The sequence below is a fragment of the Thermatribacter velox genome, assembly GCF_038396615.1.
Classification (GTDB): Bacteria; Atribacterota; Atribacteria; order Atribacterales; family Thermatribacteraceae; genus Thermatribacter; species Thermatribacter velox.
The window spans coordinates 1197881-1213135 of sequence record NZ_CP121689.1 but is presented as its reverse complement, the minus strand read 5'-3'; the positions used below and the strand labels follow the sequence as shown (position 1 = coordinate 1213135).

The 15255-nt window shown below is 45.4% G+C and carries 13 protein-coding genes and 1 tRNA gene; all 14 read right to left on the bottom strand.

Annotated features, from left to right (window positions below; genetic code table 11):
• Window positions 1-6: 6 nt before the first annotated feature.
• On the bottom strand, window positions 7-456 hold the full coding sequence (locus tag QBE54_RS06035; RefSeq protein WP_369017303.1) for an ATP-binding protein: 450 nt from the start codon (window positions 454-456) through the stop codon (window positions 7-9).
• Window positions 437-829 (bottom strand): DRTGG domain-containing protein, encoded by a 393-nt coding sequence (locus QBE54_RS06030; RefSeq protein ID WP_369017302.1) that lies wholly within the window; start codon window positions 827-829, stop codon window positions 437-439. The genes QBE54_RS06035 and QBE54_RS06030 overlap by 20 nt, the downstream gene beginning before the upstream one ends.
• 13 nt (window positions 830-842) lie before the next feature.
• Window positions 843-1469, bottom strand: coding sequence for an SPOR domain-containing protein (locus QBE54_RS06025; protein WP_369017301.1), 627 nt, complete (start codon window positions 1467-1469; stop codon window positions 843-845).
• The gene (locus QBE54_RS06020; protein WP_369017300.1) at window positions 1466-4135 is read right to left on the bottom strand and encodes a valine--tRNA ligase; all 2670 of its coding nucleotides are present in this window, start codon (window positions 4133-4135) and stop codon (window positions 1466-1468) included. Before QBE54_RS06020 ends, QBE54_RS06025 begins: the two co-directional genes overlap by 4 nt.
• A gap of 15 nt (window positions 4136-4150) precedes the next feature.
• Window positions 4151-5425, bottom strand: a complete 1275-nt coding sequence (gene clpX, locus QBE54_RS06015; RefSeq protein ID WP_369017299.1) for an ATP-dependent Clp protease ATP-binding subunit ClpX — start codon at window positions 5423-5425, stop codon at window positions 4151-4153.
• Window positions 5412-6053, bottom strand: coding sequence for an ATP-dependent Clp endopeptidase proteolytic subunit ClpP (gene clpP, locus QBE54_RS06010; protein ID WP_369017298.1), 642 nt, complete (start codon window positions 6051-6053; stop codon window positions 5412-5414). The genes clpX and clpP overlap by 14 nt, the downstream gene beginning before the upstream one ends.
• The gene (gene tig, locus QBE54_RS06005) at window positions 6050-7339 is read right to left on the bottom strand and encodes a trigger factor (protein WP_369017297.1); all 1290 of its coding nucleotides are present in this window, start codon (window positions 7337-7339) and stop codon (window positions 6050-6052) included. Before tig ends, clpP begins: the two co-directional genes overlap by 4 nt.
• A 168-nt stretch (window positions 7340-7507) precedes the next feature.
• On the bottom strand, window positions 7508-8605 hold the full coding sequence (locus tag QBE54_RS06000) for a radical SAM/SPASM domain-containing protein (RefSeq protein WP_369017296.1): 1098 nt from the start codon (window positions 8603-8605) through the stop codon (window positions 7508-7510).
• 118 nt (window positions 8606-8723) lie between these two features.
• A tRNA-Leu gene (locus QBE54_RS05995) sits at window positions 8724-8809 on the bottom strand.
• Between the two features lie 47 nt (window positions 8810-8856).
• Window positions 8857-9876 carry an aspartate-semialdehyde dehydrogenase gene (locus QBE54_RS05990; protein ID WP_369017295.1) on the bottom strand — a complete coding sequence of 340 codons (1020 nt, stop codon included), beginning with the start codon at window positions 9874-9876 and terminating at the stop codon, window positions 8857-8859.
• Entirely contained in the window at window positions 9869-11104 is a 1236-nt protein-coding gene (locus QBE54_RS05985) for an aspartate kinase (RefSeq protein WP_369017294.1), read from the bottom strand. The genes QBE54_RS05990 and QBE54_RS05985 overlap by 8 nt, the downstream gene beginning before the upstream one ends.
• Window positions 11101-12009 (bottom strand): homoserine kinase, encoded by a 909-nt coding sequence (gene thrB, locus QBE54_RS05980; RefSeq protein ID WP_369017293.1) that lies wholly within the window; start codon window positions 12007-12009, stop codon window positions 11101-11103. Before thrB ends, QBE54_RS05985 begins: the two co-directional genes overlap by 4 nt.
• Window positions 12009-13076, bottom strand: a complete 1068-nt coding sequence (thrC, locus tag QBE54_RS05975) for a threonine synthase (protein ID WP_369017292.1) — start codon at window positions 13074-13076, stop codon at window positions 12009-12011. Before thrC ends, thrB begins: the two co-directional genes overlap by 1 nt.
• Before the next feature lie 85 nt (window positions 13077-13161).
• On the bottom strand, window positions 13162-15213 hold the full coding sequence (locus QBE54_RS05970) for an adenosylcobalamin-dependent ribonucleoside-diphosphate reductase (protein WP_369017291.1): 2052 nt from the start codon (window positions 15211-15213) through the stop codon (window positions 13162-13164).
• Window positions 15214-15255 lie beyond the last annotated feature (42 nt).

The window sequence follows — 15255 nt, the reverse complement described above, 5'->3', positions numbered from 1 at the left end:
ACCCACCTAAGCCTTGTTTTTAAGAAGAAAGTCCATAATCACCTTAGTTCCTTTTCCAACCTGGGTTTCGATGTTGAGCTGGTCTGAGCATTTCTTCATATTGGATAGTCCGTATCCTGCTCCAAAACCCATTTCCCTTATGTGGGGTGGAGCTGTCGAATAACCTTCCTGAAAGGCTAACTCCAAGTCTGGTATACCAGGTCCTTCGTCGTCCACCACAATATGTACTCGGTCGGGATATATATCTACAGAGAAAACACCTCGATAGGCATGGATTACAACATTCATTTCTGCTTCATAGGCAGCAATAACCACTCTTCTTGTAAAGTTAGGCGGAAAACCGGTTTGCTGAAGGATTTTTTTTATTTCACTGGAAATATCCCCTGCACTCTGAAAATCTCCACCGTTTATGTTGCGCTGCAAGGAAATAAGCGGTTCATTGTTTGTCTGTTTCATCGGGCGTACTGCAGGCAGTAGAGTTTAGTTCACTACAGCCTTTAAGGCCTTTCATATAAAGTCTTCCACAGGCTTCATACATAGGTAGTTTGGTAGCCAAAAGAGGTATTTTCTTGATGTTGGCAAGCTCTATAGTTGCAGAATCAGGCTTTTTGCCGCGTACGAATATTATCCCCACCAGATCACTCATTTCTGCAGTGCGAATTACCTGGGCATTGGTTAAACCAGTAAGCAACACCGATCTCTCTTTTGTAAAAGCCAACACATCACTAAGCAAATCACTACCACACGCTGATACAGGTTCCTGATCCAGAAACTCTTCCCCTGCAAGGACTTCAGCATCAAGAATTTCCTTGATTTCTCTTAAAGTCATGACCAACCTCTCCTTATTTACCGGCAAATGCTTCTATGCCCTGACTGGCAAGTTTGCTCACTGTTTGTTTGGCCTCTTCGAAAGTGGTAAAGCCGTATATTCTCACTTTGTAAACATTGTTGTCTTTTTCTATAGAAGCTGTAAAACCAAGTTCCTTTAGCAAAGAGCGCATCCTTTCTGCATTGGCAATTTGGGAAAAGGCTCCAGCCTGAACGTAATAACCTTCTTTCTGCGACACCGAGCTCGCCTGGTCCGACCGGGTTTCTGAAGCGGGGCTTTTCTGAACGGGAGGTGCTGAGGTAGGTTTGGGCGTGCTTTGATTTTCTATCTGAGAAACCGTTATTGAGTCCGACTCCTTTTGAACTGTTTGCAATGGGGATGGTGGAGGTGTCTCAGGCGGAGGCAACACTTCGGGACTTTTCTGAACATTCAGAGCTTTCTGTCCAGTGCTTCCAGAAACTAATCGGCTGGCAGGACCAGTGTCTGCCCTTTCTTTTACCCAGCTTCCTGTTATCATGGAAGTATAGGCTTCAAGGTCTCCACGCGCTGCGAAAAAAGCAAAGACCACTATTACCAGGCCACCTGCCAGAATAACAATAGTTTCAACAGGGTCTTTTTTCCTGAAAGGAGAAATCATCATTTTGCTATAGCCTCTTTCAGGCGAACAAGCTTGGCTTTCTCTGCATTCAGCTCAGAAAATCTCCGCTTTTCTCTTTGCACGGTTTCTTCCGGAGCCCGATTCAGGAAATCTGGATTGTTGATTCTTCTGGAAACTCTTTCCAGCTCTTCATCAACTTCTTGAATTTTTTTCTCAAGACGCTGCAATTCCTGACCAATATCAATGGCCCCTTCAACATTAAGGTAAATTTCTGCTCCCTTAGTACTGGATATTGCAAAGCCTTCTGGTCTTTCCAAGCCAACACCTATTTCTTTAACAGTGCACCTGGCCAGCGTTTCAATGTAGTTCTTATAGGTGTTAAGTTCCTCTACGGGAGAGCTGGCATCGGTAAGGTTGATAATCACTTCGCTTTGGTGCGTAAGCGGTATGCGTAACTCAGACTTAAGAAAGCGTATTTCACGAATAATTGCTTGAAAGATACCAATCAACTCGTCTACCTCGAAGTCAATCTTCTCGGGCGAGCTTTCGGGCCAGGGAGCTATCATGATACTCTCAGCTTCGCTGAGGGGAAGATTTTGCCATATCTCCTCAGTTATGTAGGGTGCAATGGGGTGAAGTAATTTAAGTATTTGGGAGAGAATTTGAACCAGCAATTGCTGGGCTTTTCTCCTTTCCTGGGGTTTTCCTTCATAGAGATCTTTTTTGCACCACTCTATGTACCAGTCGCAGAATTCTCCCCAGACAAATTCATATATCAGGTTTGTGTATTCTCCAAAGTTAAATCTCTCGAGCTCACTGGTTGCCTGTTCTATAGTCTGCTGGAGGCGGGAAAGAATCCAGCGGTCTTTGAGGTCAAGGAGGGAAACAGGAACTGGTTCTTCAACATCTGAGGGCCTTAACTCTTCAGTGTTCATCAAAACGAATCGGGAAGCGTTCCAGAGCTTATTCATGAAGTTCCTTGATGCCTCAATTCTTTCCATAGAAAGATTGATATCTCTTCCCTGAATGGTCAACCAGGCGAGAGCAAAGCGCAAAGAATCAACACCATATTTTTGGGTAATTTCCAGGGGATCTATAGCATTGCCTGCGGATTTACTCATTTTCCTTCCCTGGGCATCTCTCACTAAAGGCGTTATGTAAACTTTGCGGAAGGGCACTTCACCGGTGAACTTGAGACCCATCATAATCATTCGGGCTACCCAGAAGAATATGATGTCGAAACCAGTTACCAGTACCGAGGTAGGATAGAAAATCTCCAGTTCTTTAGTTTTTTGGGGCCAACCCAGAGTCGAAAAAGGCCAGAGCGCAGAGCTAAACCAGGTATCGAGCACATCTTCTTCCTGGTGTACTTTCCCTCCACATTTTGGACAGCGTTCAGGCTGATTTCGATGTGCAAACACAAAATTGCACTCTTCACAGGTGAAAATCGGAATCTGGTGTCCCCACCAGATTTGCCTGGAAATACACCAGTCCTTTATGTTATACATCCACTCGAAATAGACTTTTTCCCAGTTTTCAGGTATAAACTCTATTTGCTTTTCAGCGACCGCTTTAATGGCTGGTGTAGCCAGTTCTTTCATTTTGACAAACCACTGCTTTGAAATTAGCGGCTCCACTACTGTGGTACAGCGATAACATCTGCCTACTGCGTGGGTATGGTCTTCCACTCTTTCAAGGTATCCCAACTGGGAAAGTCTGGCCACTATTTTTTCACGACATTCTTCGCGAGATAGTCCAGCAAATTCGCCAGCTTCTCCAGTCATTCTGGCTTTCTGGTCAATCACCTTGACCAAGGGCAAGTTATGCCTTTTGCCCAGTTCGAAATCGTTGAAGTCATGCGCCGGTGTCACCTTGAGCACACCAGTGCCGAATTTGGGATCCACGTAAGCATCGGCAATTATCGGGAGCTCTCGACCCACCAGAGGAAGAATAACCACTTTCCCTATCAAAGCCTTATAGCGCTCATCCTCAGGGTTGACGGCTACGGCCACATCACCCAGCATGGTTTCCGGGCGAGTGGTGGCAATGGTGAGAAACTTTTCAGGATCGTCTTTAAAATAATACCGTATGTAATAGAGTTTCCCCTTCTGCTCCTTAAAATCGACCTCTATATCGGCAAGCGCAGTTTCGCAGCGCGGGCACCAGTTGACAATATATTCGCCCTGGTAAATAAACCCTTCCTCAAAAAGACGGACAAAAACTTCCTTAACTGCCCTGGAGAGTCCTTCATCCATAGTGAACCTTTCTCTGGTCCAATCGCAGGAAGCTCCCATACGTTTTAATTGGTTCCTGATTCTTTTATGATAAACTTCCTTCCACTGCCATACTCTTTCCAGAAATTTTTCTCTTCCCAGGTCGTGCCGGCTCAACCCTTCTTTGGCAAGTTCCCGCTCCACCACGTTCTGGGTAGCGATACCCGCATGGTCAGTGCCCGGAACCCAAAGCACATTAAATCCTCGCATTCTTTTGAAGCGCGCCAGGATGTCCTGAAGGGTAAGGTTCAATGCATGCCCCATATGAAGGAAGCCGGTCACATTAGGGGGAGGTATAACTATGGAAAAAGGCGGCTTGGAGCTTTCTAAATCGGGGGTAAAAAAGCCGCTTTTTTCCCAAAAACTGTAAAGCTTTCCTTCTATTTCCGAAGGATCGAAGGCTCGGGGAATGGCTTTGCTCTTTTCGATGCTCATGTCACTCTCCTCTTCTCAAGCAGATTCTTTTTCTTCAGCAGTCTTATCTTCCAGGAGGGAGAGAAAGAGTTCTCTTTTTCTTTCAGCGTCAAGTATAAACTGATCGTCTATTACTACCGACTTTACATCTTTGCGAGAGGGTAATTCAAACATCAAGTCGGTCATTATCCTTTCTATAATGGCTCTCAGACCTCTTGCTCCAGTGCCTTCTTTCAAAGCCTTCTTAGCGATTAGCTTTAGCGCACCTTCAGTAAAGGTTAGGGTTACGCCCTCTAATTCAAAGAGCTTCTGGAACTGCTTTATCAAACTGTTTCTGGGCTCAGTAAGTATCCTGACCAGGTCTTCTTCTTGGAGAGGATCCAGCGCACAGACTACGGGTATTCTCCCTACAAACTCTGGTATCATGCCAAACTTGATCAGGTCTTCAGGTTGAACCCGATGTAAAATATTTGTTTTCTCCACGTCAGGAGAAAGCAATTCTTTGTTGCCAAATCCTATGCGACAGTCCTTCAATCTTGCTTCAACGATTTTTTCCAGTCCCACAAAGGCACCACCACAAATAAAAAGAATGTTTTCAGTATTGATTTGAATGAACTCTTGATGGGGGTGTTTTCTTCCTCCCTGTGGCGGTACGTTAGCTATAGTGCCTTCCAGGATTTTAAGCAGCGCCTGCTGTACACCCTCACCAGAAACATCCCTGGTGATAGAAGGGCTATCGCTTTTGCGGGCGATTTTGTCGATTTCGTCGATGTATACTATGCCCTTCTCGGCACGTTTTATGTCAAAGTTGGCGTTTTGAATGAGGCGCAGTAAAATATTTTCCACATCTTCGCCTACGTACCCTGCCTCGGTCAGGGTGGTGGCATCTGCTATCGCAAATGGAACATTTAGAAATTTCGCCAAGGTTTTGGCAAGCAGGGTTTTACCACATCCTGTGGGTCCAATCAGCAAGACGTTACTTTTTTCTATTTCTACCTTCTCTTCCTCCGTACGATAAAAAATCCTTTTGTAATGATTATATACAGCTACAGAGAGCGTTATTTTCGCCCTTTCCTGCCCAACAACGTAGCGATCGAGATACTCTTTGATTTCCTTGGGTGTTGGAATGCGGTCCGGAGTCCACTCTTTTCTGGTTTTATGAGAATCTTCCTTAATTATTTCATTGCAAAGCTCGATGCATTCATTACAAATATATACTCCTGGACCTGCAATGAGCTTTTTAACTTCACTCTGGGTTTTGCCACAGAAAGAACAACGAAGTTTTCCTCTATCTTCATCAAATCTGGTCATTTTTCTCCTTTTTTCCTCCCAGTATTTTATCAGGGTAAAGCACCCGGTCTATGATGCCATATTCTTTTGCCTCTTCAGAAGACATGAAAAAGTCTCGCTCGGTATCCCTGCGGATTTTTTCAACCGGTTGTCCAGTGTGAAAAGCCAAAAGCTCGTTCAGGCGGTCTCTTATTTTTACCATTTCCCGGGCGTGGATTTCAATATCCGTCACCTGACCTTGAGCCCCTCCCAAAGGCTGGTGAATCATTATCCGGGAATTGGGTAGAGCCATTCTTTTCCCTTTGGCTCCAGCAGCTAAAATAACCGCCGCTCCACTTGCTGCCTGCCCAATGCATATGGTGGCCACATCGGGCTTGATATACTGTATGGTGTCGTAAATAGCCAGCGTGGCCGACACCAGGCCTCCGGGGCTATTAATATAAAGATTTATATCTTTCTCACGGTTCATGGCTTCCAGAAAAAGCAATTGAGCAATTACCAGGTTAGCCACTGTGTCATTTATTTCGGTGCCCAGGAAAATAATTCTGTCCTGCAAGAGCCTTGAGTAAATGTCATAGGCTCTCTCTCCGCGGGGGGTTTGTTCAACCACAATAGGCACCAGATAGTTTAAGCGAGGTTCTTTCTTCACACTACCATCTCCTCTTCAGGATCTGCCAGAGCTTTCCACTGATCAAGATTTATCGGTTCTTCGATTTCCCTTATCTTTATCCTTTGTTTAAGGTGTTCAAACATTTTTTCAAATTTTATATTATTTTCGATATTTTTTATTCTATCATTTCGTTCCAAGATGTTTCTAACCTCTTGGGGTTCTTTACCAGCAGTTCTGGCAAGATCGTTGATTTTTTCTTGGATTTCTTCTTCTTCAGCCTTGATTTCGTTTTGCTCAATATATTGCTGGATAACAAACATTTTTCGCAGTTCCCACTGAGCTACTTTCCGCATACTCTCTTCAAAAGAAGCAAAATCGCTATTGGTAAGTTCCAGATACTTTTCCAGAGTAAGATTATCCCGTTCCAGTCTTTTGCGGAAAGCTTCTATCTGTTGGCGAGTCTCAAACTGAATGAGTGGTTCAGGAAGAAAGAGCTCAGAGTTTTTAACTAACTCTACAATTATTTCTCTCTTCATTCTCTCTTCGATAAGGTCTTGAGCTAACTTTTCCAGAGATTCCCGTATTTTCGCTTTAAGGGCTTCCACACTTTCAAATTCTCCTATTTCTTTCAAGAAAGTATCGTCTATCTCCGGAATTTTTTTCTGGAGAATACCCGTAATTTCCAGATCTACTTCAATCGTATCTCCGTCTTCTTTTTCAAGAGTAACTGTTTTTTGCTCACCCTTTTTTGTTCCCAACACTTCCTGTGCCAAGCCTTCGTTTTCTCCTGCCAGCACCGAATAAGATTGTTCACCAACCTTAAAAGTTACCAGGTCGCCTGCCTGAACAGGTTCGTCTTTTTCTACCCATTTGCCTCGGGACTCCCTGAGACGTTGCAATTCCCTTTCGATATCCTGTTCCCTTATCTCTATTTTATACTTCTTCACTTCAATATTTTCGGGATCCGGAAGGGTAACTTGAGGTCTTTCGATAAGAGTAAATCGAAAAACAGCAGGCTGGTCCTCTTCTATCTCTACTATTTCTACTTCAGGCTCTCCGATGAATTCCACCGGTTCTTTCTTCAGCGCCTCTTGCAAAGCCCAGGGAACAAGCTTCTGAGCAAGGTAATCCAGTACTGCTTCTTTGCCTACCCTGCTTCTCAGAATAGAGCGGGGTGCTCTCCCCTTTCTAAAGCCAGGAACATTTATTTTCCGGTTCAGTTCAGCATATACAGCGTTCAATTCCTCACTTACCTTTTCAGTAGCCACTGTCACTTCTAACTCTATTAGGTGCTTCTCTTTTTCCTGTTTTTTGACTTCTAACATTTTGTCACCTTCCTCTATGTTTTGCCTTAAACACGGAATTGTGCTACGAGCAAAGCCGCTCAATCTCTAAGAGATTGCCTGTGGTATTATAGTTTGCCTGACCCATTTCGTCAACAAGAGCCAATCATTACGGCAGAAAACGTCTATTAAAACCAGAAATGTCTGTTTTCATTTCCTGTTGTTCAGGATTGCATCATGCAACTTACCCACTTCGTCTCGATGCTCAAAAAGGGCACAGGCATAGGTATTTCTTTGCATTAGGTGAGGCTGGTTGCGAATTGCCCTGAGGAAAGGGGACTCAAAGGCTGAGCGCAAACCTCCCTCCCTTATATTTTCACAGGAGTAGGGAGCAAATGGGCAGGGCTCTACTTCACCGTGAGCATTGATGTGCAAAAATGCTTTGCCAGAAGCCGAACACATATTGTGCTTTCCGTATTCATCATGGGGAAACTGAATAATCACCAGTGCCTTCTTCCTCCTCAACTCGAGGACTTTCATTCTTAACTTTTCCCTCTCCTGATTGTTGAGTATCCAGCTGCCAACTGGCTTCTCTCCAGAAGGTATGTATTCCGTAAAAAACCCTACTTTGCACCCTAAATTGAGCATCTCTTCGGTGAACTGATCTGAAGAAAGGGCTTCTAAATTGGCCGTATTCGCTGTAGCCGCAAAACCGTAAAGCAAGTCCTCGGCTTTTAAATACTTCATGCTTTGCAAGACCTTCCTGTATGCTCCTTTTCCTCTTCTGGCATCAGTCTCCTCTTCAAAGCCTTCAACGCTTACCAGGATGATTATGTTCCTGCTCCGAGCTATTCTTCTTGCAAAAGCGGGAGTGAGAAAAACACCATTCGTTACCACCACAAAAAGCAATTTCCGATGTTTTTCCATCGTCAGAAGCAGGTCTTCTCTCAAGAAGGGTTCTCCTCCAGTCACCACCACTGATGCCACCCCAAAGCTTTCCGCTTCCTTCAGCAGACCATTGAGCTCTGCTGAAGGAAGCTCGTCCTGGATGGGGCTTTTTAGCGCATAACAACCCTGGCAGTTGTAATTGCACCGCAGGGTTGGACTGATACCCAGAACAAGCGGTATGTTCCCGTTCAAGCGCCTGGCTTTCACGCCCCGTATCAGTAGAGCACGGAGAAATATGCCAAAAATTTTTGCCAGAAAAAGGAGTCTCCGGGGTTTTCTGACACTCCACGCAGAGATTACCAGCATTATCAGGGACCCAATGCGTGGTTCTCTCTTGGTGGAAAAAATGTGGAATTGCATCTTTACCTCTCCTTACCTGCATAGATCCGAATAGGACCCGATTATTGTGCTCACTTTTGACGGTGCCTGTATAACCCTGGAGCTTTCGATGGAGAGAAGTTCAAGGGTTGGAGAACGCTGGTGCGAGAGGCGGGAGTTGAACCCGCACGGGTTTAGCCCACTGGATCCTAAGTCCAGCGCGTCTGCCATTTCCGCCACTCTCGCCCAGAGACAAGTTATATTTTAGTCATCAAATTTCTTTTTGCAATTGTTCACAAGATGTTTTTCTGGATAAGTAGTTCGGCTATTTGTATAGCGTTGAGTGCTGCTCCTTTGCGTAGTTGATCACCAACTACCCAGAAAGTAAGTGCCGAAGGATGAGATATGTCTTCTCGAATCCTTCCCACAAAACACTCGTCTTTACCGGCTACAAACCAGGGCATGGGATATTTGTTTTGAGTAGGATCATCTTCAACTACTACTCCCGGAGCCTGATTAAACAGTTCTATTGCTTTTTCACGGGTTATCTTTTTTTCAGTTTCTACAGTTAAAGCTACTGAGTGCGCCCTAAATACCGGGACTCTAACGCAGGTTGCCGTGACCTTGATGGAGTTATCATCCATAATTTTTTGAGTTTCCCAGACCATTTTCATTTCTTCTTTAGTGTAAAAGTTGTCCATAAAAACGTCTATGTGGGGAATGAGGTTGAAAGCTATTTGATGCGGAAAAGCCCTTACCTCCAGCGGTTTTCCCTCAACATAACTCTTTACCTGCTCTTCCAGCTCCTGCATAGCCATAGCTCCCGCGCCAGAAGTAGCCTGATAACTTGCTGCAACTACTCTCTTTATCTTCCCAAAATCGTGCAGAGGCTTAAGGGGCACTATCGAAATTATGGTGGTACAATTGGGATTGGCAATGATGTTTTTATTTTTGTAATCGCTTATCTTGTGAGGGTTCACCTCAGGAACAACGAGGGGCACTTCTGGGTCCTGGCGAAATGCCGAAGAATTATCAATAACTATGCATCCTTGAGAAGCAGCAAGCGGCGCAAAAGTCCTGCTGGTCTTTGCACCTGCGCTGAAGAGAGCCAGGTCAACCCCTTTAAAATCAAATTCGGAAAGCACCTGTACGGCCAGTTTTTCACCATGAAAAGTGACCTCTTTTCCCCGGGAGCGCTCTGAGGCAAGGGGAATGAGTTCACGCACTGGAAAAGCACGCTCCTCAAGGATTTTGAGCATTTCCTGGCCAACCGCCCCAGTTACTCCAGCTATGGCTACTTTGAGTTTACTCATTAGTCTCCACCTCTATCTTTTCTTCTTCTATGAATTCCCTGTGCAGGGCCCGTACCGATTCTTCCATTTTTTCTCGAGGTATAAGACAGGATATTCTCAAATTAGAGGTACTTATCATGTCTATATTGACATTGTTCTCAGCCAGAATTTTGAACATACGATATGCAATCTGGGGGTTTGAAGCAATGCCGGCACCCACGATTGATATCCTGCTTTTTTCGTAGTCCAGAATGATGTTCTGGAAGTTTATTTTGCCACGCAATTCTTCGATGGCTTTTTTGACCTTACTCTCGTCTTCTTTCAGCACCACAAAAGCCACGTCTTTTACGGTTTCTCTACCCTCACTCTGGATAATCATGTCTATGGACACCGAAAGATTGGCAAGTGCTTCAAAGATCTGGGCAGCAATACCGGGTCTATTGGGAACACCCTGCAAAACTACTTTTATCACGTCACCACTGTGCGTTACCGCTCTCACCTGGGCATTTTCCATATTCCCCACCTCTTCAATCCAGGTTCCTTCCTGATCATCAAAGGTGCAACGCACGTGGACTTTAACCCGATAAGCATGGGCAAAATCCACTGCTCGCAACTGCATAACTTTGGCTCCAAGATTGGCCATTTCTGACATCTCGTCGTAGGAAATACGATCTATTTTTTTTGCTTGAGGCACTATCCTGGGATCGGCTGTAAAAACGCCATTGACATCGGTAAAAATTTCACAGAAATCCGCTTTCAAAGCATAAGCCAGGGCACAGGCGGTAGTGTCACTACCTCCCCTCCCCAGGGTGGTGATATCATCCTGAAGGTTTTTACCCTGAAATCCGGCGACAATGACCACCTTATTTTGCTCTAAACCCTCCAGAATCCGGTGGACATCAATATGAATGATTTTGGCCTTGGTGTGGAGATCGGTAGTAATAATCCCTGCCTGTCCACCAGTCAAGGAAAGAGAAGGAATACCCAGCGCATCAAGAGCTATGGCGAGTAGGGCTATGGAGACCTGTTCCCCCGTCGAAAGCAGCATGTCCAGTTCCCTTTCTGGTGGGGATGGATGCAGGGTAAACGCTTTGTGCAGAAGTTCATCGGTGGTTTTGCCCATTGCTGATACAACAACCACCAATTGGTGACCCTGCTCAAAGTATTTTTTTATTTTTTCAGCCACAAACTGCATCTTTTGAAGGGTGGCCACTGAGGAACCACCATACTTTTGGACAATCAAGCTCATCTATGTTTCACCTGCGCTCCATGGTCTGTCCAGCTCATGGCAACCAGCTTTATTTCTCCAACTCCATTATCCTGAAATATTTTTATTATACTCTTTCTCTCCTTTTCAGTAAGAGATCGACGTAAAAAAAGCACGAGGGTGGGTCCGGAACCGCTTATGGCAACATTGCCAAGTCCATTTTTAGTAACGTAGGCTTTGACTTCTTCAAAACCTTTGATGTATTTACCCCGATAAGGTTCGTGGATGAAATCCTGAAGTGACTTTAAAAACCCCTCCGGGTCTTTTTCATAAACACTTGCTACCAGAAAAGCAAGCCGACTTGAGTTGAAGACCACGTCCTGACGAGAGTATTTTTCTGGAAGAACTCGGCGCATTTCTCTGGTAGAAAGTTGATAGTCGGGAATGCAAGCGACAATCTCAAGGTCTAAAAAAGAGCACCTTTTAAACTGCAGTTCATCGTCAAAAGTTGATGCTATAGTAAACCCTCCCAGAAATGCGGGAAGAACATTATCAGGATGTCCTTCGATTTTCCAGGCTAAATTCAGAAGCTGGCGCTGGCCAAGCGGATTTCCTGCCAGTTCATTGGCTGCAAGAAGGGCTGCTGTTATGCAAGCAGCACTACTCCCCAGGCCACGAGAAATGGGAATTTCATTCTGGGTGACTATTTCCAGCCCCCAATTGGGATGGAACCCTATTTCTGACCACAGATACTGCATACTTTTCACAAATAGATTCTCTTCGTTTTGGGGTAGAGAATCCGCGCCTTCTCCGCAAACTGTAATCCTGATTCCCGGTACATCGCTTTTCCGGATGCTGGCCTTGAAAAAAAGGTTAAGCGCCAATCCCAACACGTCAAAGCCACAAGCCAGATTGGCAGTAGTTGCAGGAGCAACGACTTCCAGCATTATTTCTCACCTTCCAGATTAAGCAAGGCTACAATTTCTTCCAGGGAAGGTTTGACTCTCTCTATTCGGTCATTGCACTGTTTTATAGCAATGTCCGGGTCTTTGAGGCCATGGCCGGTTAAAACACAAACTACAGTCTCATGACCCCTGAAGAAGCCCTCTCTCTGCTTTTTAAGAACACCAGCCAAAGATGCAGCTGAAGCTGGCTCCACAAAAATGCCTTCTTCTTCGGCAAGCAGACGTTGAGCACTCAAGATTTCCTCATCACTCACTGCCTCAATGAGTCCTCCCGATTCATCACGAGCCGCAATTGCTCCTTTCCAACTTGCTGGATTACCAATTCTTATTGCTGTGGCCACAGTTTGAGGATTCTCAACCGGCTTACCAAGGACCAGGGGACAGGCCCCTTGAGCTTGAAACCCAAGCATTTTGGGCAATTTACGAGTTTTGCCTCGACTTATCAATTCTTTAAACCCTTTCCAGTAAGCAGTGATGTTACCAGCATTGCCAACCGGTAAAGCCAGGTAATCCGGTATATCTCCAAGCCACTCTTCTATCTCAAAAGAGGCAGTTTTCTGACCCTCTATGCGATGGGGATTAATGGAGTTTACCAGAGCTACGGGATATCTGGATGTTATCTCTCTCACTATCGATAAAGCCTGATCAAAATTGCCCTCAAGTGCCAAAACCCTTGCACCATGCATAAGGGCCTGAGAAAGCTTGCCGAGAGCTATTTTCCCTTCTGGAACCAGCACCACACATTGCATGCCCGCCCTCTTCGCATACGCTGCAGCAGAAGCTGAGGTATTCCCAGTGGAAGCACACATAACAATGTTCTGCCCTGCTTCTTTCGCTTTGGCAACAGCCACCACCATCCCACGGTCTTTAAAGGAACCTGTAGGGTTCATGCCCTCAAACTTGAAATACAGGGAACCCACTCCACACCTTTTGGCAAGATGATAGGAACGAATTAAAGGGGTGTTTCCTTCTTGAAGGGTAATTTGGGGTGTTTTGTCGGTTATTGGCAAATATTCACCAAAATACTCCAGGATTCCAGGCCAGCGCATTCTTGAACCTCCTTACCCATGGATAAAGGCAATGATACCATAAAAGTGGGGGAAAATGAACCGTGACCTGGTCAAGCGAAACCCGTCAGCAGGTTTCACATTCTTTCTCAGAAAGCAAACCCGGATAAATTGCCTGACGACTACGACTTCCCTGTCTAAAAACAGTTATGCCCTTGCAATGAGTCTCGTGAGCCAGGAAGAAGACCTTTTTAACCTCTTCAAGCGAAGCGTTCTGAGGTAGGTTTATGGTTTTAGACACCGCGTTATCAACATACTTTTGAAACGCAGCCTGGACTTTCACCTGGAATTCAGGTGGTATTTCCAGGGCAGTACGGAAAAGGTCTTTAACCTTTTGAGGGATTTGCTCGATGCCCTGAAGCGTGCCCTGAGCAAGTATTCTTTCCCAATCCTTTTGAGAAAGTTTGAGTCCTTTCAGATATTCTTCAAGGAGCGGATTCACCTCGATTAACTCGGTATTTTCAAGCACGTAACGGCGAAAACTTAAGGCAAAATAAGGCTCAATGCCACTTGAGCAGCCAGCGATTATGCTGATTGAGCCAGTTGGAGCAATGGAGGTCAGCGTTGCATTGCGCAGAGGTAAGTTCTGGGTGTACCAGGTGCTCTTCTCAAGATTGGGAAATGTTCCTCTTCGAGAGGCCAACTCCAGAGACGTTTTTCTTGCCTGGAGCATAATATACTGCATTATCTCTTCAGCAATTTTAAGGGCCTGCTGGGAATAATAGGGTACACCTATTTTCACCAGGAGGTCGGCAAATCCCATAACCCCCAGACCTATCTTGCGGTTAGCTTTAGCCATCCGCTCAGTTTCAGGCAGGGGATGATAGTTGGCATCTATCACGTTGTCGAGAAAATGTACCGCAACGCGAACGGTCTCTCCAAGCTTCGCGTAGTCTATTTTCCCCTCCGTCACCATATGAGCAAGGTTGATAGAACCCAGGTTGCAAGACTCAAAAGGAAGAAGGGGAACTTCACCACAGGGGTTAGTAGCCTCGATAGCTCCCAATGCTTTCAAAGGGTGTTTGCGATTTATCTCGTCTATAAAAATACAGCCCGGTTCTCCAGAGCTCCAGGCACTTTCACATATGACATTAAAGATTTCGGTAGCAGATACTTCGCGCCATACTCTTCCATCTCTGGGATTTATCAGGGGAATTTTCTCGTTTTTCCTGACCGCTTCCATCTCCTGGTCAGTTATTGCCACGGAGAAGTTGAAGTTTTCAAATTCGCCCCCTTTCTTTTTAGCCTGGATGAACTCCAGAATATCAGGGTGGTTAAACCTGAGAATGCCCATGTTGGCCCCTCTGCGCTTTCCACCCTGCTTCACCACGTCGGTTGCGGTATCAAAAATGCGCATGAAAGAAACAGGACCCGAGGCACGACCACCAGTGGAACTTACTCGGTCTCCCCGAGGACGTAGACGTGAAAAGCTGAATCCAGTTCCCCCTCCCGATTTGTGGATTAAGGCCATGTTTTTGAGCGCCTCAAAGATGGCGTCCAGAGAATCTTCAACCGGCAAAACAAAACATGCTGCAAGCTGTCCACCCGGACAACCAGCATTCATCAAGGTTGGTGAATTGGGGAGAAAATCCAGAGCCATCAACGTTTTGAGAAATTCCTGGTAACTCACTTCCGGGTCCTCACCGTAACTGGCGTCTATCTGCGCTATGGCATTAGCCACCCGTTCCATCATCTGGCGCGGTGTTTCCACAGGATTTCCTTCCTGGTCTTTGAGAAGGTAACGCTCCCGAAGTACTTGAATAGCGTTGAGGGAAAGCTTCAGGTCATCCTGGACTCCAAACAGTTTTAACTTTGCCTCTCGCAGGTGCCTGCGTTTTTCACGGTATAGGATATAAGCCCTGGCTACGTCAGCAAAACCTCTCTTCATTAAAACTTCCTCTACTGCGTCCTGAACATCCTCAACTCCAGGGACAGCATCCCCAAAGCGCTCTTTCAAGAGAACCAGAACTTCCTCAAGGAGTTTTTCGATGACCGTTTCTTCTGGTTCTTTATTTAGGGAACGAAATGCCTTGCTTATAGCAAGCTTTATCTTCTGAGGGGTAAACCTTTCGATCTCACCATTGCGTTTGTAAATGAATTGAAAAAATTGTTTTTCCATGAGAATGCCTTTCCAAATTCTATCTTTCTCGATTGTCCTCTC

Coding starts and splice junctions, on each gene's coding strand:
- QBE54_RS06035 (WP_369017303.1), bottom strand. CDS start 456: ATGAAACAGACAAACAATGAACCGCTTATTTCCTTGCAGCGCAACATA.
- QBE54_RS06030 (WP_369017302.1), bottom strand. CDS start 829: ATGACTTTAAGAGAAATCAAGGAAATTCTTGATGCTGAAGTCCTTGCA.
- QBE54_RS06025 (WP_369017301.1), bottom strand. CDS start 1,469: ATGATGATTTCTCCTTTCAGGAAAAAAGACCCTGTTGAAACTATTGTT.
- QBE54_RS06020 (WP_369017300.1), bottom strand. CDS start 4,135: ATGAGCATCGAAAAGAGCAAAGCCATTCCCCGAGCCTTCGATCCTTCG.
- clpX (WP_369017299.1), bottom strand. CDS start 5,425: ATGACCAGATTTGATGAAGATAGAGGAAAACTTCGTTGTTCTTTCTGT.
- tig (WP_369017297.1), bottom strand. CDS start 7,339: ATGTTAGAAGTCAAAAAACAGGAAAAAGAGAAGCACCTAATAGAGTTA.
- QBE54_RS06000 (WP_369017296.1), bottom strand. CDS start 8,605: ATGCAATTCCACATTTTTTCCACCAAGAGAGAACCACGCATTGGGTCC.
- QBE54_RS05990 (WP_369017295.1), bottom strand. CDS start 9,876: ATGAGTAAACTCAAAGTAGCCATAGCTGGAGTAACTGGGGCGGTTGGC.
- QBE54_RS05985 (WP_369017294.1), bottom strand. CDS start 11,104: ATGAGCTTGATTGTCCAAAAGTATGGTGGTTCCTCAGTGGCCACCCTT.
- thrB (WP_369017293.1), bottom strand. CDS start 12,009: ATGCTGGAAGTCGTTGCTCCTGCAACTACTGCCAATCTGGCTTGTGGC.
- thrC (WP_369017292.1), bottom strand. CDS start 13,076: ATGCGCTGGCCTGGAATCCTGGAGTATTTTGGTGAATATTTGCCAATA.
- QBE54_RS05970 (WP_369017291.1), bottom strand. CDS start 15,213: ATGGAAAAACAATTTTTTCAATTCATTTACAAACGCAATGGTGAGATC.